The sequence below is a fragment of the Streptomyces sp. NPDC019890 genome, assembly GCF_044903445.1.
Taxonomy (GTDB): Bacteria; Actinomycetota; Actinomycetes; order Streptomycetales; family Streptomycetaceae; genus Streptomyces.
On the sequence record NZ_JBJDQK010000006.1, the window covers coordinates 275,495 to 293,373 of the forward strand.

Below are 17,879 nucleotides of genomic sequence, written 5' to 3' on the forward strand. Positions count from 1 at the left end.
ACGTTAGTGCCCCGAGTGTGAGTGCGGTGTACGCACCTTGCCTGCCTGCTGGCCCTTCTCGACCACCACGAACTGACCCATCATCCCCAGGTCCTCGTGGTACAGGAGATGACAGTGGTACATATACGGAGTCTCCGGGTCCGCCGGGCCCTCGAAGCGCATCGCGAGCTTGACCGTCTTGAACGGGGGCACGAAGACCGTGTCCTTCGCCCCGCGCAGCTCGGGCGGCGGCTCCTTGCCGTCCACCTCCAGGACCCGGAACTGCACATCGTGGACGTGGAAGTTGTGCGGGGTGCCGTGTTCGTTGCGTACGGTCCAGGTCTCGGCGGTGCCCCGGACGACCGTCTCGTCGATCCGGTCCATCTTCATCTTCTTGCCGTTGATGCCGGTCGTCACCAGACCGAAGAACCGTTCGCGCACCGAGTCCGATCCGTCGGGCACCTCCAGCGTGCCCAGTTCGCCGGCGAGTGGGGGCGAGGGCCGCAGCGTCGTCGCGGCCCGCAGCTGAAGCACATCGAAGCTGTCGTCCCCGCCGCCGAAGCGCCCCTGCCAGCCGTCCCCGTAACTGGTGTGCGGGAAGCTGCGCAGCACGGTCCGTTCGCCGGGCTTCATCCGCACCACGATCTCGGCCCGTTCGCCGGGGGAGAGCTGTATCCGGTTCGTCCCGGCCGGCTTCCCGAGCAGCCCGCCGTCCGTCCCGATCAGCGCGAACTGCCGGTCGTCGGAGAACCCGAAGTCGTATATGCGGGCGGTCGATGCGTTGAGCAGCCGCAGCCGCAGAAGTTCGTCGCCGACCACCTTGTACGGATCGAGCGTGCCGTTGACCATCGTCCGGTCGCCCAGAAAGCCGGTGTCCCGCAGGATCTGGTGGCCGTGGTCGAACTTCGCCCCGTTGAAACGGACGTCCTGGACGATGACCGGCAGATCGTCGACTCCGTATGTCCTGGGCAGCGCGAGCCGCGCCGACTTGTCGTCGTCAAGGAGAAACATCCCGGCGAGACCCCGCTGGACATGCTGCTCCGTCCTGCCGTGCGGATGCGGGTGGTACCAGAGCGTTGCCGCGGGCTGGTTCACCGTCCAGTGCGGGCTGAAGGTCCCGCCCGGGGCGACCATCTGATGCGGACCGCCGTCCATCTTCGCGGGCAGATGCATGCCGTGCCAGTGCACGGTGGATGCCTCACCCAGCGTGTTCTTGATCTTCACCTGGACCTTCTCGCCGCGTTTCGCCCGCAGCGTCGGCCCGAGGAAGTCGCCGTTGAAGCCCCAGGTGGGTGTCTGTTTCCCGGCTCGGAACTTCTTCTGGCCCGCCTGCATGGTCAGTTCGAAGAGCCGGGTTCCGTCGCGCTTCACCGTCGACTTCGCCAGTGGCGGCACGGCCAGCTCGCTGCGGAACTCGGTACCGACCGTGGAGACCTCGGCGTCGGAGTAGAGATACAGAACGCCACCGCCGAGTGCGAGGCCGATGACGACCACGACCGTCGTGAGAATGATGAGGACGCGCTTCAAGCGAGACATACAACGAGCGTCCCGGGGGGCGCTCGTGGCTACATCGGGGACGGCCCCCAGGCCGTCCCCGAATCAAATCCCTTACCAACTAAGGGATTTCCCCTATGAGGTCTGCTTCGCGACGTAGTCGCGTGCGGCCTTGAGCAGCTCGGGGTGGAGCGCCTCGCCCGCCGTCAGCACCTGGGGCAGCAGCGTCCGCTCGGTGGTCTCGGACCGGAACGCCATGTGGACCGTCACCTCGTGATCCGGCCGGTGCACGATCTCGATCGCGTCACCCGCGCGGATCTCGCCCGGCTCGATGACCCGCAGATACGCGCCTGGCGCGCCCTGCTGCGTGAAGCGCTTGACCCAGCCCTTCTCGCCCAGCCAGCCGGCGAACGTACGACACGGAATGCGGCCGCTCGTCACCTCCAGCACCAGCGTGTCGCCGATCCGCCAGCGCTCGCCGATCCTCGCGCCGCTCACATCGAGCCCGCTCGTGGTGAGGTTCTCGCCGAACGCGCCGTTGGCGATCGGCCGCCCCAACTCCCGCTCCCAGAAGTCGAGATCCTCGCGGGCGAACGCGTACACCGCCTGGTCGGTGCCGCCGTGGTGCCGCAGATCGCAGACCGTGTCGCCCGCCACCCCGCCGCCCGCCTCGCCCTTGGGGCCCGGGTCCGTCACCCGTACGGCCCCGTCGACCGGCTGTTTGTCGATACCGGTCGTACGGCCCGGAGTGTCGGTGTACTCGACGACCTTGGGCCGGCCCACATTCACGGTCAGAAGCTTCATGGACTCACGCTAACCGCCCTCTCTCAAACGATCCAGCCAATAATTGGCTTCGCCTCCAAGGGCCCCTTATATTCAAAGGGTGATCGAAGCCCGTCATCTCCGAGTCCTGCGCGCGGTCGCCGCCACCGGCTCCTTCTCCGCAGCGGCGCGCCGCCTCGGCTGTACGCAGCCCGCCGTCAGTCAGCAGATGAAGGCGCTCGAAGCGTCCGCGGGCACCCCGCTGCTGATCCGTACGGGCCGTGAGATGCGACTGACCCAGGCGGGGGAAGCACTCGTACGCCACGCCGCCGGCATCCTCGCCGGGCTGACCGCCGCCGAGGAGGAGATCGCGGCCATCGCCGGTCTGCGGGCCGGCCGGGTGCGCCTTGTGTCCTTCCCCAGCGGCAGCTCCACGCTGGTACCGAGCGCGCTCGCCGCCCTGCGCGCGGCCCACCCGGGCACCCGGGTCTCGCTCGTGGAGGCCGAGCCGCCGCGCTCGGTCGAGATGCTGCGGGAGGGCGACTGCGATGTGGCGCTCGCCTTCCGGTACGGCGGGACGGCCGCGGAGTGGGACGACCTGATCGTCCGCCCTCTGCTCACCGACCGCCTTGTCGGACTGGTCCCGGACGGGCACCGGCTGGCCGGTTCACAGGCCGTCGCCATCGGCGATCTCGCCGACGAGTCCTGGATCGCGGGCTGCCCACGCTGCCGCCACCACCTCGTGGAGGTCTGCGAGGAGGCCGGCTTCACGCCCAGGATCGACTTCGCCACCGACGACTACCCGGCGGTGATCGGCCTGGTGGGCGCGGGTCTCGGCGTCGCTGTGCTGCCCGAGCTGGCGATGGAGTCCGTACGGCTGGGGGGTGCACGCACCGTGACCGTCGAGCCGTCCGTCGAGCGCGAGATCGTGGCGCTCACACTGCCGGACCTGGCTCAGGTCCCGGCGGTCGCGGCCACGCTCCACCAGCTGAGCCTGGCCGCACCCCGCTGACCCGGCCACCCCCGTCCGAAGCCCGGGCGGGGGTGGTGCAGGATCGTTTCTTCGAATGTCCTTCGAACCGCGGGTGTCAGTTCCGCGTCACGCCTCCCACGCTGGTGGCCGGGATCAGGCGATGCCGTGCACGCCCCATCAGCTCCTCGCGCTCGTCCTCCGTCAGTCCGCCCCACACGCCGTACGGCTCCCGCACCGCCAGCGCGTGCGCCGCGCACTCCGCGCGGACCGGGCACCTCATGCAGACCTCTTTTGCCGAGTTCTCGCGCGCACTCCGTGCGGCACCCCGCTCGCCCTCGGGGTGGAAGAAGAGAGAGCTGTCCACCCCACGGCAAGCTGCGAGGAGCTGCCAGTCCCACAAATCGGCGTTGGGTCCGGGAAGGCGGGAGAAATCTGCCATAGCGCATGTCCCCTTGAAACCGTGCTGAGTGGATACAGGTCAGGTCGCACACGAGCGGGCTACGAGCCGGGTCCGGCACCCGCACGTGCCTCACGACCGTACATCTACTATGTAAGTAGATGTAAATATGACTCATTGCGAATCTAGCTACAGACACTACAAAAAGGGAAGAAAAGGCGCTAAATGGGGCAGACCTTCCGGGTGAAGGGCTCATGACCTGCGGTGCTCTCCTCTGCGCACGCCCCCTCACATAGAGTGCTGAAGGCGGGAGTCCGACCCGTAACTCTTTCGAGTGACCGTCGTTGAGAGTGCGGAGGCGGTTGAAAGAACAAGCGCTAGGGCACATGTCCGAGAGCGTTCAACCGCACAGGTGACGAAACGTACCCAGCCTGGAGGCTCAAGGTGACGCGCATCAGCTGCGGAGGGCGGCCATGACATCCGTCCTCGTCTGCGACGACTCCCCGCTTGCCCGAGAGGCGCTCCGCCGCGCGGTTGCCACCGTGCCCGGCGTCGAGCGCGTGACGACCGCGGCCAACGGCGAGGAAGTCCTCCGCCGCTGGGGCGCGGACCGCTCGGACCTGATTCTGATGGACGTACGCATGCCCGGTCTCGGCGGTGTCGAGACCGTCCGGCGGCTGCTGTCCGCGGACCCGGGCGCCCGGATCATCATGCTCACCGTCGCGGAGGACCTGGACGGCGTCGCGCTCGCGGTCGCCGCCGGTGCCCGCGGCTATCTGCACAAGGACGCCTCGCGCGCCGAGCTGCGCGCGACGGTCACGCAGGCCCTCGCCGACCCGACGTGGCGGCTCGCCCCGCGGCGGCTGCGCTCGGCCGAGATGGGCGCCGCGCCGACCCTCACCGCTCGTGAGATCCAGGTGCTCGAGGGCATGAGCCACGGCAGGTCCAACGCCGAGATCGGCCGCGAGCTCTTCCTCTCCGAGGACACCGTGAAGACGCACGCCAGGCGGCTCTTCAAGAAACTCGGAGCCTCGGACCGGGCGCACGCGGTGGCGCTCGGATTCCGCTGGGGCCTGGTCCGCTAGGCCATACGAGTGGTTCGCCGCGGGGGAGTGCCGGACCCCGCCCGCCGTCGGGTGGGCGGGACGACGGATGGCCGAAGGCATCCGTTTCCCCCGCGATGCCGCATCCTTGAGGAGTGGAGTTCCTCGGGGACAAGTCGGTCGAGCGGAAGAGGAGGGCGCAGGAGATGAGTTCCGGCGCACCTGCTCATAACGCTTCGGTGCACAACATTGGACGCGGTGCCACGGATTCTCAGCCGCCAAGGCACCATGGACCGATGCGCAACGACGAGCCCACGGTGATCGGTGCACTCGTTCACCGTGCCGTCGATGGCGACGAGCAGGCAACGCACGATCTCCTCGCGCACGTCCATCCGCTCGCGTTGCGCTACTGCCGCACCCGGCTCAGCCGGCTGCCGGGTGACGCGCGCCATTTCGTGGAGGACCTCGCACAGGAGGTCTGTGTCGCGGTGCTGATGGCGTTGCCGCGGTACCGGGACACGGGACGGCCCTTCGAGGCCTTCGTGTTCGCCATCGCGTCGCACAAGGTCGCCGATCTTCAGCGGGCCGCCATGCGGCATCCGGGATCGACGGCCGTGCCGTCGGACGAGATGCCCGAGCGGCCCGACGACTCCCTCGGTCCCGAGGAGCGCGCGCTGCTCAGCGATGACGCCGAGTGGGCCAAGAAGCTCCTCGCCAACCTCCCGGAGAACCAGCGCGAGCTGCTGGTGCTGCGGGTCGCGGTGGGGCTGACGGCCGAGGAGACCGGGCAGATGCTGGGCATGTCCCCCGGGGCGGTGCGGGTGGCACAGCACCGGGCGCTCAGCCGGCTGCGCGCACTGGCCGAGCAGTGACCCGTACTGGCCCAGCAGTGAGCCGCATGGCAGCGAGCTGTGCGGCAGTGAACTGCGCGGCAGACCCTCGCACGGCACTGAGTCGTGCAGCAGTGAGTCGTACGGCACCTCGCGCACGTATGAACACACAAAGCTGCTCGCTGATCTTGATCGTGGAATGAGACGGCTTCCGAGCCCGTTAGCATGGACATCCGCACCGATCAAGGCCATTTGGGGAAGGTGTCATGACCAACGTCGACGGAGTGCCCGATAAATTCGCGACACTCGGGCTGACCTACGACGATGTGCTGCTGCTGCCAGGTGCCTCGGACATGGCGCCCGACCAGATCGACACCTCCTCGTACATCTCGAAGAACGTACGGGTGAATATCCCGCTGCTGTCCGCCGCCATGGACAAGGTCACCGAGGCCCGGATGGCCATCGCGATGGCCCGGCAGGGCGGCGCCGGTGTGCTGCACCGCAATCTCTCCATCGCCGACCAGGCGAACCAGGTAGACCTGGTCAAGCGCTCCGAGTCCGGCATGGTCACCGACCCGATCACGGTGAACCCCGACGCGACGCTCGCCGAGGCCGACCAGCTCTGCGCGAAGTTCCGTATCAGCGGCGTCCCGGTCACCGACCGCGGCGGCAAGCTGCTCGGCATCGTCACCAACCGCGACATGGCCTTCGAGTCGGACCGCTCGCGCCAGGTGCGCGAGGTCATGACACCGATGCCGCTGGTCACCGGCAAGGTCGGGATCTCCGGTGTGGACGCCATGGAGCTGCTGCGCCGGCACAAGATCGAGAAGCTTCCGCTGGTCGACGAGGCCGGTGTGCTCAAGGGCCTGATCACGGTCAAGGACTTCGTCAAGGCCGAGAAGTACCCGATGGCCGCCAAGGACAAGGACGGGCGGCTGCTGGTCGGCGCGGCCGTCGGCGTCGCCGGCGACGCCTTCGAGCGGGCCCAGGCGCTGATCGAGGCGGGCGTCGACTTCATCGTCGTCGACACCGCCCACGGCCACTCCAAGCTGGTCGGCGACATGGTCGCCAAGATCAAGTCGAACTCCTCCGGCGTGGACGTCATCGGCGGCAACATCGCCACCCGCGACGGCGCGCAGGCGCTGATCGACGCCGGTGTGGACGGCATCAAGGTCGGGGTGGGCCCGGGCTCCATCTGTACGACCCGCGTGGTCGCCGGCATCGGCGTACCGCAGGTGACGGCGATCTACGAAGCCTCGCTCGCCGCCAAGGCGGCCGGCGTCCCGGTGATTGGCGACGGTGGTCTGCAGTACTCCGGCGACATCGCGAAGGCGCTGGTCGCGGGCGCGGACACGGTGATGCTCGGCTCGCTGCTCGCGGGCTGCGAGGAGTCGCCGGGCGAGCTGCTCTTCATCAACGGCAAGCAGTTCAAGTCCTACCGCGGCATGGGCTCGCTGGGCGCGATGCAGACCCGCGGCGAGCAGCGCTCCTTCTCCAAGGACCGGTACTTCCAGGAGGGCGTCGCCTCCGACGAGAAGCTGGTCCCCGAGGGCATCGAGGGCCAGGTGCCCTACCGGGGTCCGCTCTCCGCGGTCGTGCACCAGCTGACCGGCGGTCTGCGCCAGTCGATGTTCTACGTCGGCGGCCGGACGGTGCCGGAGCTGCAGGACCGCGGCCGGTTTGTGCGGATCACCTCGGCGGGGCTCAAGGAGAGCCACCCGCACGACATCCAGATGACGGTCGAGGCGCCGAACTACAGCAGGAAGTAACGCGCTCCCCGGTGAGGGGCGGTTCCGGAATTCCCGGGGCCGCCCCTCCCGCATGTGTCGGGGATACTGGAGCGGCAGACGTAGAGGGAAAGGCCACACATCGTGACTGAGATCGAGATCGGGCGCGGCAAGCGCGGCCGCCGGGCGTACGCGTTCGATGACATCGCCGTGGTACCGAGCCGGCGCACCCGGGACCCGAAGGAGGTCTCGATCGCCTGGCAGATCGACGCCTACCGCTTCGAGCTGCCCTTCCTGGCCGCTCCGATGGACTCGGTGGTCTCCCCGGGGACCGCGATCCGCATCGGTGAGATGGGCGGTCTCGGCGTGCTGAACCTCGAGGGTCTGTGGACCCGGTACGAGGACCCGCAGCCGCTGCTCGACGAGATCGCCGACGAGATGGACGAGACCGCGGCGACCCGCCGTCTGCAGGAGATCTACGCCGCTCCGATCAAGGAGGAGCTGATCGGCCAGCGCATCAAGGAGGTGCGCGACTCGGGTGTGGTGACGGCCGCCGCGCTCTCGCCGCAGCGCACCGCGCAGTTCTCCAAGGCCGTCGTGGACGCCGGTGTGGACATCTTCGTCATCCGCGGTACGACGGTCTCGGCCGAGCATGTCTCGGGCGCGGCCGAGCCGCTGAACCTGAAGCAGTTCATCTACGAGCTCGATGTGCCGGTGATCGTGGGCGGCTGCGCCACCTACACGGCCGCGCTGCACCTGATGCGTACGGGCGCCGCGGGCGTGCTGGTCGGCTTCGGCGGCGGGGCCGCGCACACCACGCGCAACGTCCTGGGCATCCAGGTCCCGATGGCGACGGCGGTGGCCGATGTGGCCGCGGCCCGCCGGGACTACATGGACGAGTCCGGCGGCCGCTATGTGCACGTCATCGCGGACGGCGGCGTGGGCTGGTCGGGCGACCTGCCCAAGGCGATCGCGTGCGGCGCGGACGCGGTGATGATCGGCTCCCCGCTGGCCCGGGCGACGGACGCGCCGGGGCGCGGCCACCACTGGGGCATGGAGGCGGTCCACGAGGACGTGCCGCGCGGCAAGCTGGTGGACCTGGGCATCGTGGGTACGACCGAGGAGGTACTCACCGGTCCCTCGCACAGCCCCGACGGGTCGATGAACTTCTTCGGCGCGCTGCGGCGGGCCATGGCGACGACGGGCTACAGCGAGCTCAAGGAGTTCCAGCGCGTCGAGGTGACGGTGGCGGACTCGCAGCACCGCCGCTGACGGTCGTCCGGTCTGTAGTCCGTACGGCTGGTACGTCTCGCACGGGTCGTACGCAGAAGGGCCCCGCACCGGGTGGTGCGGGGCCCTTCGCTTGCGTGGATCAGTCGTTGGCCTTCTTGGCGCCGGCGAACGCGGCGACCGCGCCGATGGCGAGGAAGACGTAGGACATGAAGTCCGCCGCTTCCTTCCACACCTTGGTCAGGTCGCCGAAGTGGTTGAAGAAGTACTCCGTGAAGGAGAGGTCGCCCAACTTCGTGAAGATGACCGCGATGGCGACCAGCTGGCCCAGATACACGGCGCCGAGCGCGAGCGCCGCGCTGATGACGGGCAGGGCCGGGTTGCGGCCGCCGACCTTGGCAGCGGCGAAGCCGACGAGGAAGCCGACGCCGATGGCCGCGTAGCCGATCTCGCGCTCGATGGCACCGCCGATGGCGCCGTACGCGCCTGCGGCGACCAGGGCGGCGACGACGGCGGCCACCAGGCCGAGTCCGATGTTGTCGCGGACCGGGGCCGGCGGCGGGGTCGGGGCGTACGGGGCGTCGGCGCCGGGCGCGCCGGCGAACGGGTTGCCGGACGGCGGTGGAACGGGCTGGCTCATGTGGAAATCCCCCCAGGGACGGATGCGTCGCACGAGAGTGCGAGCGGAGGTCCCGGAGACTAGCAGTCCGGTCCGACAGCGCGGCACTCAGTTATGAAGCCGTTGGGGAGACTTCAGAGGCGGTGCGCCGCGCCGGCCGGGGTGGCACCCCTTGTGTCGAGGAGGAGCTGTGCCTTGACCGCCAGACCTTGGAGGTCGTACGTGCGGTGATGCTGGAGCAGCACCGTCAGATCCGCGTTGGCCGCGGCCTCGTAAAGAGAGTCCGCTCGGGGGACGGGAACGTCGCGCACACGCCAGTCGGGGACGTACGGGTCGTGGTAGCTGACGGCCGCGCCCAGATCCATCAGACGGCGGGCGACCTCGGTCGCGGGGGAGCGCTCCAGGTCGGGGAGGTCCGGCTTGTAGGTGATGCCCAGGAGCAGCACGCGTGCGCCGCGGACCGATTTGCCGTGCTCGTTGAGGAGGGTGGCGCAGCGCTGGATGACGTACCGCGGCATCCGGGAGTTGATCTCCTGCGCGAGGCCGACCATCCGCAGCGGGTGACCGGGGGCGCGGCCGGTGTGCGGGACGACGCCTGGGACATCCAGGGCACCTGGGACGCCCGAGTCCCTGGAGTCCCTCGGGTGTCCCAGGTCGCTCAGGTTGCCCGGGTCGCCCGGGTTCCTCGGGTCGCTCGGGTCCAGGGGGACGCCGTGGCCGCCGACGCCGGGCCCGGGGCGGAAGGCCTGGAAGCCGAAGGGCTTGGTCTCGGCACAGCGGATGACGTCCCAGAGGTCGACCCCGAGGTCGTGGCAGAGCACCGCCATCTCGTTGACCAGGGCAATGTTGACGTGCCGGAAGTTCGTTTCGAGGACTTTGACGGTCTCGGCCTCGCGGGGTCCGCGGGCGCGGACCACCTTGTCGGTGAGGCGGCCGTAGAAGGCGGCGGCCGATTCGGTGCAGGCGGGGGTGAGGCCGCCGATGACCTTGGGGGTGTTGGCGTAGCCGTGGGTGCGGCTGCCCGGGTCGACGCGGCTGGGCGAGTACGCGAGATGGAAGTCCCGCCCGGCACGCAGACCCGAACCTTGTTCAAGGATCGGGCGGAGGAAGTTCTCGGTGGTGCCGGGCTGTACGGCCGACTCGAGCAGCACGGTGGTGTGCGGGCGCAGCCGCGAGGCGAGTGCCCTGGCGGCCTCGGCGAGTGCCGACAGGTCCAGGGCGCCGTCGCCGCGGAGGGGGGTGGGGGCGCAGATGGCGGCGGTGCGGACCCGGCCGAGCTCGGCCGCGTCGGTGACGGTCCGAAAGCCGGAGGAGAGCATGCGGCGGACATCGGCCGGGGTGCGGCCCGCTGCCGGTTCGGCGAGCTGGCGCGGGTCGGTGTCGTAGCCGATGGTCTCGATGCCGGCGGCAACGGCGGCCTGGGCGAGGGGCAGGCCGAGATGACCGAGTCCGATGACGGCGAGATCTGCGGGCATGGCGTTGGCCCGTCCTTCCCTTAACCGGAGGGGGCAGAAAGCGCAAGCCCTGTGGGCAGAACGGGCACGCGCAATGTCAGACTAGGCGTAAATATGACCGATATGCCGCATTGCGAGCTTGTGGCTGTCCGAGTGTTATCCACAGGCGGTGGCTGAAGTCGTCGACTGCGGACAGAATCGACGTTGTGAGCCCGACTGCAGGGGCCGTACGGGGGCGACGGGAGGCAGCAGTGAGGACAGCGACACTGGGACCCGAGGAGCGTGCAGAAGCGCTCGCCGGGATGGCCGAGCGTGAACTGGACGTGCTGGTGGTGGGCGCGGGCGTGGTCGGAGCAGGGACCGCGCTGGACGCCGCGACACGAGGGCTCTCCACCGGACTTGTCGAGGCGCGTGACTGGGCCTCCGGCACATCGAGCAGGTCGAGCAAGCTGATCCACGGCGGGCTGCGCTATCTGGAGATGCTGGACTTCGCGCTCGTGAGGGAGGCGCTGAAGGAGCGCGGGCTGCTGCTGGAACGGCTGGCGCCCCACCTGGTGAAACCGGTGCCGTTCTTGTATCCCCTGCAGCACAAGGGCTGGGAGCGGCTGTACGCCGGATCGGGCGTCGCACTGTACGACGCAATGTCGGTGTCCTCGGGCCACGGGCGCGGGCTGCCCGTCCACCGCCATCTGTCGCGGCGGCAGGCGCTGCGGGTCGCACCCGCACTGAAGAAGGACGCGCTGGTCGGGGCCCTGCAGTACTACGACGCCCAGATGGACGACGCGCGCTATGTGGCGACGCTGGTGCGGACGGCCGCGAGCTATGGGGCCCAAGTGGCAAGCCGGGCCCGTGTGATCGGCTTTCTGAGGGAGGGAGAGCGGGTCGTAGGGGCCCGGGTGCAGGACGTGGAGGCCGGCGGGGAGTACGAGATCCGGGCCAAACAGGTCGTCAATGCGACCGGGGTGTGGACGGACGACACCCAGGCGCTGATCGGGGAGCGCGGGCAGTTCCATGTGCGTGCGTCCAAGGGAATCCATCTGGTGGTGCCCAAAGACCGGATCCACTCGACGACCGGACTGATCCTGCGGACCGAGAAGTCGGTGCTGTTCGTCATTCCCTGGGGCAGGCACTGGATCGTGGGGACGACGGACACCGACTGGGACCTCGACAAGGCGCATCCGGCCGCCTCCAGCGCCGACATCGACTATCTGCTGGAGCACGTGAACTCGGTGCTGGCGGTGCCGCTGACCCGGGACGACGTCGAGGGGGTGTATGCGGGGCTGCGGCCGTTGCTCGCCGGGGAGTCGGACGCGACCAGCAAGCTGTCGCGCGAGCACACGGTCGCGCATCCGGTGCCGGGCCTGGTGGTCGTGGCGGGCGGCAAGTACACGACGTACCGAGTGATGGCGAAGGACGCGGTGGACGAGGCCGTGCACGGTCTCGACCAGCGGGTGGCCGCGTGCGTCACGGAGAACGTGCCACTGGTCGGCGCCGAGGGCTACGCGGCGCTGTGGAACGCGCGGGCGAGGATCGCGGCGCGGACGGGGCTTCATGCGGTCCGCGTGGAACACCTGTTGAACCGGTACGGCTCGCTGGCCGAGGAGCTGCTGGCGCTGATCGCCGACGACCCGGCGCTCGGTGAGCCGCTGGCCCATGCGGACGACTATCTGCGGGCCGAGATCGTCTACGCCGCATCGCACGAAGGGGCGCGGCACTTGGACGACGTACTGACCCGGCGGACCCGGATCTCGATCGAGACCTTCGACCGCGGGACGCGCAGTGCGCGCGAGTGCGCGGAGCTGATGGCGCCCGTGCTGGGGTGGGACAAGGAGCAGATCGAGAAGGAGGTGGAGCACTACGAGAAGCGTGTGGAGGCGGAGCGCGAGTCGCAGCGGCAGCCGGACGATCTGACTGCGGACGCGGCACGCCTGGGGGCGCCGGACATCGTGCCGATCTGATCCCGACGGCGCCCGCACAGGGCCCCGACCAGCGAGGCGGTGAGCTTTACCCAGAGTAGTGGCATGGTGGGTGGTCCCAACCTCCCGGCCCGTCCCGACGGAGGGCGGACCCGGGAGCAGCGCCGGTCCCGGAGTGAGGGACAATGGAGGCTCTGCCAGGGCGGGTTACCGCATCGCGCGGGAAGCGGCAGGCGCGGGGCGAAGATCAGGGATCGCAGAGGGGACGCATGTCGGAGGCTGAGCAGTCGCGGGAGCCCCAGCGGGACACGGCCGAAGAGCCGCGGGAGCGGCAGGAGTTGGCGTCGGAAGCGGCCGGGGGCACGCCGGATCCGGGGTCCGAGCCGGCGTCGGGCGGGGGTGCCGAGCCGGCCGGGGCGACGGGGTCGGAGTCGGCCAAGGCGACGGGATCCGAGAGCGGCGCCGAACCGGGCTCCGGGCGGCGGGAGTCGGCCGGAGCAAAGAAGTTGGCCGCCGACGCGTCGGGGCAGGCGTCTGCGAAGGACTCCGGTACGGGTACTGCACAGGGTGACGCGGCGGGTGCCGGGCGCGGCAAGGCCGGCGCGGCCACGGCGGGTGCGGCCACGGCGGGTGCGGGCGAGGTCGGCCGTGACGGCAAGGCGGGTGCGGTCACGGCGGGTGCGGGCGAGGTCGGCCGTGACGGCAAGGCGGGTGCGGCCACGGCGGGTGCGGCCAAAGCCGGCGTGGGCAAGGCGGATGCAGGCAAGGCGGATGCCGAGGGCCGGTTGCTCGCCGGGCGGTATCGGCTCGGCGGGGTGCTCGGACGCGGCGGCATGGGCACCGTCTGGCGGGCCGTCGACGAGACCCTCGGCCGTACCGTCGCCGTGAAGGAGCTGCGCTTCCCCAACAGCATCGACGAGGACGAGAAGCGCCGGCTCATCACACGTACGCTGCGCGAGGCCAAGGCGATCGCCCGGATCCGCAACAACAGTGCGGTCACGGTCTACGACGTCGTCGACGAGGACGACCGCCCGTGGATCGTCATGGAACTCGTCGAGGGCAAGTCGCTCGCCGAAGCCGTGCGCGAGGACGGCACGCTGACGCCGCGACGGGCCGCCGAGGTCGGGCTCGCCATTCTCGACGTACTGCGGTCCGCGCATCGCGAGGGCATCCTGCACCGCGATGTGAAGCCGTCCAATGTGCTCATCGCCGAGGACGGACGCGTCGTGCTCACCGACTTCGGCATCGCTCAGGTCGAGGGTGACCCGTCGATCACCTCGACCGGCATGCTCGTCGGTGCCCCCTCGTACATCTCGCCCGAGCGCGCCCGTGGCCACAAGCCCGGACCGGCCGCCGACCTCTGGTCGCTCGGCGGGCTGCTGTACGCGAGCGTCGAGGGCTGCCCTCCGTACGACAAGGGCTCGGCGATCGCGACGCTGACCGCCGTGATGACCGAGCCGCTCGACCCGCCGAAGAACGCGGGCCCGCTGGAGGAGGTCATCTATGGCCTCCTTGCCAAGGATCCCGCGCAGCGGCTCGATGATGCGGGCGCGCGGGCCTTGCTCACCGATGTGCTGCACGCACCCGAGGCGCCCGAGCGGCCCGTGGAGCCCGAGCCGCCGGCGGATGCCACCCGGGTCATCGGGCTGCCGCCGCTGCCACCCGCGCCGCCGGAGGCGAGGGCGAAGGACCCCGCCGCCGACCGGGTGCGCGGTGCGCTGCGCTCCGTACGCAACGCTGCCGCCGCCGCGGCTGCCAAGCCGGAGTCGAAGACGCCGCAGCCCACGCCCGCGCCCACGCCGTCCGCCGCGCGGCCTGAGCCGGTGCGCGCGCCGCTCACCGATGTGGTGCCCCGGCGCACCCTGGTGATCATCGCTGTCGTCGCCGCGCTCGCCGTACTGATCACCGTGCTCGTCCTGACGCTGGGTGACGGCAAGGGCAGCCAGAACAGGACCAAGGGCGACAGGACGACTTCGGCCGGAGCCACGGGCGGCAACAACGGCAAGACCAAGGACAAGGGCAAGGCCGACGGCAAGGGCACCGGTACCGGTACCGGCCAGGGCGGCAGCGGGAACACCGGCGGCAAGGGTGGGCAGCCGTCCGGGAAGCCCAAGACCGACGACGCCGCGGGCGGGATCGCTGTGCCCCCCGGGTATGTGATGGTCTCCAACGACCAGTTCCACTTCTCCATGGCCATGCCCAAGGGCTTCCACCTCACCGGAACGGCCGGCGAGAACTCCGGCGGGATATTCAGCCTCAACGGCGGCTTCCCGCGCATCCAGGTCGACTTCGGCGACAGTCCCAAGGACGACGCGGCCGCCGCCTGGAGCGCTGCGGTCGCCGGGACCCGCGCCAGCAGCGACGGCTTCAAGCAACTGAGTATCGCAAGGGTCAGGTACAACGGCTATCCGACCGTTGCCGACTGGAAGTTCGAGCGCAATCAGGGCGGCGAGCGGGTACGGGTGCTCAACAGGGGCTTCAAGGTGGACGACGAGCGCGGCTACGCGATCATGATCACCTGCAAGGCGAGCGAGTGGCAGAGCACGGAGTGCGAGACCTTGCGCAGGACGGCGTTCGCCACATTCAAGCCCAAGGACTGAGCAAGGCCACGTATCGTGAGAGCCCGCGGACGGTACGCAGCCGCAAGAGGTCGTAAGAAGCCGTCAAACGACCGGAATTGACGGTTTGTTACGGGCCTCGGGACCGGCCGGGGGACAGCGCGCTTGTGGGGAGGCGACGTGGACGACTATGCGGGAAGGGTGCTCGCCGACCGCTACCGCCTGCCGCTGCCGCCCTCGGACGAGTACGAACTGGTCGAGACCCGGGCGTTCGACACATACAGCGGGCAGGAAGTCCTGGTGCGGCAGGTGCCGTTGCCGGAGGTGGTGGAGGCGGAGGTCGTCGACGCGGACGGCCTGGCGGGTGCGGCGGTGCCGCGCCGGACCCAGGGGCGCACGACGCGGCGGCCCACGGACCCGGCGGTGCGGCGCGCCGTCGAGGCCGCGCAGGCGGCCGCGCAGATTCCCGACCACCCGCGCCTGGACCAGGTCTTCGACGTCTTCGCGGAGGCCGGTTCGCTCTGGATAGTGAGCGAACGCGTCGCCGCGCGGCCGCTTGCAGCGCTGCTGGCGGAGAGGCCGCTCAGCCCGTACCGGGCGGCCGAGATCGCCTCCGACGTCCTCACCGCGCTGCGGGTGCTGCATGCGCACGGCTGGACCCACCGGAACATCACCACCCGTACGGTGCTCGTCTGCGACGACGGGCGGGTGGTCCTGACCGGACTGGCGTCGGGCGCGGCGGAGGAGGCGCTGTGCGGATACGCGCCGGTGCCGGGTCCTCCGGACGAGTCGGCGGGGGTGCCGGGGCCGTCGGAAGAGCCGTTGTCGGAAGAGCCGTCGCCTGTGGAGGCGGAGACATACGCGGATCCGGACCACGACGGTCCGTACGGGGCTTCGCCCGGCGCACGGGCCGCGTTGCCGGGCCCCGGGACCGGCGCGCCGGACGTCCGGGCCGCCCGGGCGGGCGCGATCGCGGCGTACCGCGCGGGCGCGCGGGCCGCGGCGCGGGTCAGCGAGGACCAGCGCGAGGGCGACCGTCCGGTTCAGGTCGGCTTCGACCCGGACTGGTGGGCCAGGCGCCCGGGCGAACCGGGCCCGGACCTCGGCATCGACGATGACGAGATCGACGACGAGATCGACGACGTGGACGAGGGCGACGGCTGGTCCGGCCCCGGCCGCGCCAGACTGGCCGGGACATGGCACGACGGCCCCTTTCCGGCCCAGGACGGCCCGGGCCCCATCCCGGCGGGCAGCGGCACCGGCCCGACCGGCAGCGGCGCCACGCCCGCGGGCGGCGGCGGCTCCGCAGGCGGCCCACCTGCCGCCGAACTGCCGTACAGCGCCCGCCCCGCACTCCCCGGCCCCGCACGCGCCGCCCGGGCGGACAACGATCCGTACGGCGCCCGCCCTGCCCTCCCCGGTGCGCGCACCAGTTCCCGGACCGGCAGTGTGCCGCCCGCCGGCAGTCAGGGTGGGACCGCCCGGGAAGCCCTGCGGGCCGATTCCCGGCGGCAGCCCGTCGTGGCCAGTGCCCAGGCGCCCAGCGGGCGGTGGGACGAGATCGTCGCGGGCAGCACCGCGCCCGCGTACCGCGGACCCGCCACGCCCCTCGCCGCCGAGCGGGCTCGGCAGGCGCGCATCGCCGTCGTGGGGGCCGTCACCGAGCGGTGGGCCCCCGAGCAGGCCGGACCCGTCCACGAGAACTGGCAGTTGGCCGCCCCCGTCGGACCCGCCACCGACCTCTGGGCACTGGGCGCGCTACTGTTCCGGGCCGTGCAGGGCCATGCCCCGTACCCCGAGGAGAGCGCCGTCGAGCTGGTCCAGCTCGTCTGCGCCGAGCCGCCCGCCTTCGCCGAGGAGTGCGGGCCGCTGCGCCCCGTCGTCGAGTCGCTGCTGCGTCAGGACCCCACGGAACGCCCGGACTTCGAGGAGCTGCGCGGCTGGCTGCGTTCGCTCGTGCGGTCCGCGCCCGAGCCCGAGGCCGGGATGGATGTCGTGCCGGTCCCCTCGGGTGCGGTCGACGGCTCCCGGCTGCCTGTCGTACGCCGCCGTGGGGAGCTCGTGCGCAAGCGCCGCGGCTCGGCCGAGGTCGTGCACGGCCGCCACCGCCACAAGAAGGCCGGGCGCGAGCGGCGCGGGCCGCGCTCGCTGGGCCGGGTCCTCCTCCTGCTGATACTGCTGCTCCTGGTCGCAGCCGTGGCGTATGCCGTGGTCTTCATGCCGAAGTCCCAGCCGCAGCAGCGTGAGGAGTCCCAGGGCAGGAACGGTGGGCGTCCGCCGGCCGCCGGCGCGAGCCCTTCCCGTACCGCCCCGGACACCAACAAGCCCACCGCCCCGGCCACCAGCCCCGGCGCCCAGCAGCCCCAGACCTCTGCCCCTGCCGGAAACCTCCCCTATGGCTACACATTGCGGAAGGACCCGGAAGGTTTTGAGACAGCTGTGGACAAGACCTGGCAGCGCCGCCCCATCAACGACATAGGCCAAGTCCGTTACACCGACGGAGATTTCACACTGATCGTGGTCCCCGGCCGGGACACTGTGAAAGCGAACGGCAACGACCCGCTGACGTACCAGCGCGACAAGGAGCGCGAGCTGCAGCCGTGGCGGAACTCCTCCTGGGCCGGGGCCTCCGGGCTGCGGCGCATCGACGTCGGGCAGCAGGCCATGGCCGAGGGCCAGTTCACCTGGCAGGACAGCAGCGGCCGTGAGGTGTTCGTGCGCAATCTCGTCCTGATCGTCGGCGGCAACTACCACGTCATCCAGGTGCTCGGCCCGGAGGATCAGCGCGACAAGGTGACGGAGGTCTACCGGGAAGCCACGACCGCCTACCGCACCACCCGCTGACCGTCCACCACGCCAGGCGCTAGCATCACGGCGAGGTCACTTGAGGCATCCGG

Annotated in this window: 13 protein-coding genes; 8 read left to right on the plus strand and 5 right to left on the minus strand. The window is 70.5% G+C overall.

Going from position 1 to position 17,879, the window contains the following annotated elements; all coding sequences use genetic code 11:
- Positions 1–3: 3 nt before the first annotated feature.
- Complete coding sequence (locus tag ACI2LP_RS18940) at positions 4–1,515, minus strand: multicopper oxidase family protein (RefSeq protein ID WP_404725620.1); 1,512 nt, start codon at positions 1,513–1,515, stop codon at positions 4–6.
- A gap of 93 nt (positions 1,516–1,608) precedes the next feature.
- The gene (locus ACI2LP_RS18945; protein WP_404725621.1) at positions 1,609–2,277 is read right to left on the minus strand and encodes an MOSC domain-containing protein; all 669 of its coding nucleotides are present in this window, start codon (positions 2,275–2,277) and stop codon (positions 1,609–1,611) included.
- 79 nt (positions 2,278–2,356) lie between these two features.
- On the opposite strand from ACI2LP_RS18945, the gene ACI2LP_RS18950 reads away from it, so the two are divergent.
- Positions 2,357–3,247, plus strand: a complete 891-nt coding sequence (locus tag ACI2LP_RS18950) for a LysR family transcriptional regulator (protein ID WP_404725622.1) — start codon at positions 2,357–2,359, stop codon at positions 3,245–3,247.
- Positions 3,248–3,323: 76 nt separating this feature from the next.
- Here the strand turns inward: ACI2LP_RS18950 and ACI2LP_RS18955 are convergent, their stop codons facing one another.
- Positions 3,324–3,647 (minus strand): WhiB family transcriptional regulator, encoded by a 324-nt coding sequence (locus ACI2LP_RS18955; protein ID WP_360884116.1) that lies wholly within the window; start codon positions 3,645–3,647, stop codon positions 3,324–3,326.
- Between the two features lie 431 nt (positions 3,648–4,078).
- Here ACI2LP_RS18955 and ACI2LP_RS18960 point away from each other — a divergent pair, with 431 nt between their 5' ends.
- The 4 genes from ACI2LP_RS18960 (at position 4,079) to ACI2LP_RS18975 (ending at position 8,477) form a co-directional block, all read left to right on the plus strand.
- Positions 4,079–4,690: a response regulator transcription factor gene (locus ACI2LP_RS18960; RefSeq protein WP_003948568.1), complete on the plus strand. Its 612-nt coding sequence runs from the start codon at positions 4,079–4,081 to the stop codon at positions 4,688–4,690.
- A gap of 254 nt (positions 4,691–4,944) precedes the next feature.
- A complete protein-coding gene (locus tag ACI2LP_RS18965; RefSeq protein ID WP_360884119.1) occupies positions 4,945–5,520 on the plus strand; it encodes a sigma-70 family RNA polymerase sigma factor in 576 nt (191 codons plus the stop codon).
- Between the two features lie 224 nt (positions 5,521–5,744).
- Positions 5,745–7,247, plus strand: a complete 1,503-nt coding sequence (guaB, locus tag ACI2LP_RS18970) for an IMP dehydrogenase (protein ID WP_404725623.1) — start codon at positions 5,745–5,747, stop codon at positions 7,245–7,247.
- Positions 7,248–7,349: 102 nt separating this feature from the next.
- Entirely contained in the window at positions 7,350–8,477 is a 1,128-nt protein-coding gene (locus ACI2LP_RS18975; RefSeq protein WP_404725624.1) for a GuaB3 family IMP dehydrogenase-related protein, read from the plus strand.
- Positions 8,478–8,577: 100 nt separating this feature from the next.
- Here the strand turns inward: ACI2LP_RS18975 and ACI2LP_RS18980 are convergent, their stop codons facing one another.
- Both ACI2LP_RS18980 and ACI2LP_RS18985 read right to left on the minus strand, forming a co-directional pair.
- Positions 8,578–9,075 carry a hypothetical protein gene (locus ACI2LP_RS18980; protein WP_404725625.1) on the minus strand — a complete coding sequence of 166 codons (498 nt, stop codon included), beginning with the start codon at positions 9,073–9,075 and terminating at the stop codon, positions 8,578–8,580.
- 113 nt (positions 9,076–9,188) lie between these two features.
- Complete coding sequence (locus ACI2LP_RS18985) at positions 9,189–10,529, minus strand: nucleotide sugar dehydrogenase (protein ID WP_404725626.1); 1,341 nt, start codon at positions 10,527–10,529, stop codon at positions 9,189–9,191.
- A 230-nt stretch (positions 10,530–10,759) separates the two neighbouring features.
- On the opposite strand from ACI2LP_RS18985, the gene ACI2LP_RS18990 reads away from it, so the two are divergent.
- The 3 genes from ACI2LP_RS18990 (at position 10,760) to ACI2LP_RS19000 (ending at position 17,826) form a co-directional block, all read left to right on the plus strand.
- Entirely contained in the window at positions 10,760–12,466 is a 1,707-nt protein-coding gene (locus ACI2LP_RS18990) for a glycerol-3-phosphate dehydrogenase/oxidase (protein WP_404725627.1), read from the plus strand.
- A 227-nt stretch (positions 12,467–12,693) separates the two neighbouring features.
- Positions 12,694–15,024 (plus strand): serine/threonine-protein kinase, encoded by a 2,331-nt coding sequence (locus ACI2LP_RS18995; protein ID WP_404725628.1) that lies wholly within the window; start codon positions 12,694–12,696, stop codon positions 15,022–15,024.
- 138 nt (positions 15,025–15,162) lie between these two features.
- Entirely contained in the window at positions 15,163–17,826 is a 2,664-nt protein-coding gene (locus tag ACI2LP_RS19000) for a protein kinase (RefSeq protein ID WP_404725629.1), read from the plus strand.
- The last annotated feature ends 53 nt before the right edge of the window (positions 17,827–17,879 follow it).

Bases quoted from the DNA above. Each gene is read 5' to 3' on its own strand.
- ACI2LP_RS18955 (WP_360884116.1), bottom strand. From the start codon at position 3,647: ATGGCAGATTTCTCCCGCCTTCCCGGACCCAACGCCGATTTGTGGGAC.
- ACI2LP_RS18940 (WP_404725620.1), bottom strand. From the start codon at position 1,515: ATGTCTCGCTTGAAGCGCGTCCTCATCATTCTCACGACGGTCGTGGTC.
- ACI2LP_RS18960 (WP_003948568.1), top strand. From the start codon at position 4,079: ATGACATCCGTCCTCGTCTGCGACGACTCCCCGCTTGCCCGAGAGGCG.
- ACI2LP_RS18980 (WP_404725625.1), bottom strand. From the start codon at position 9,075: ATGAGCCAGCCCGTTCCACCGCCGTCCGGCAACCCGTTCGCCGGCGCG.
- ACI2LP_RS18945 (WP_404725621.1), bottom strand. From the start codon at position 2,277: ATGAAGCTTCTGACCGTGAATGTGGGCCGGCCCAAGGTCGTCGAGTAC.
- ACI2LP_RS18995 (WP_404725628.1), top strand. From the start codon at position 12,694: ATGTCGGAGGCTGAGCAGTCGCGGGAGCCCCAGCGGGACACGGCCGAA.
- ACI2LP_RS18965 (WP_360884119.1), top strand. From the start codon at position 4,945: ATGCGCAACGACGAGCCCACGGTGATCGGTGCACTCGTTCACCGTGCC.
- guaB (WP_404725623.1), top strand. From the start codon at position 5,745: ATGACCAACGTCGACGGAGTGCCCGATAAATTCGCGACACTCGGGCTG.
- ACI2LP_RS18985 (WP_404725626.1), bottom strand. From the start codon at position 10,529: ATGCCCGCAGATCTCGCCGTCATCGGACTCGGTCATCTCGGCCTGCCC.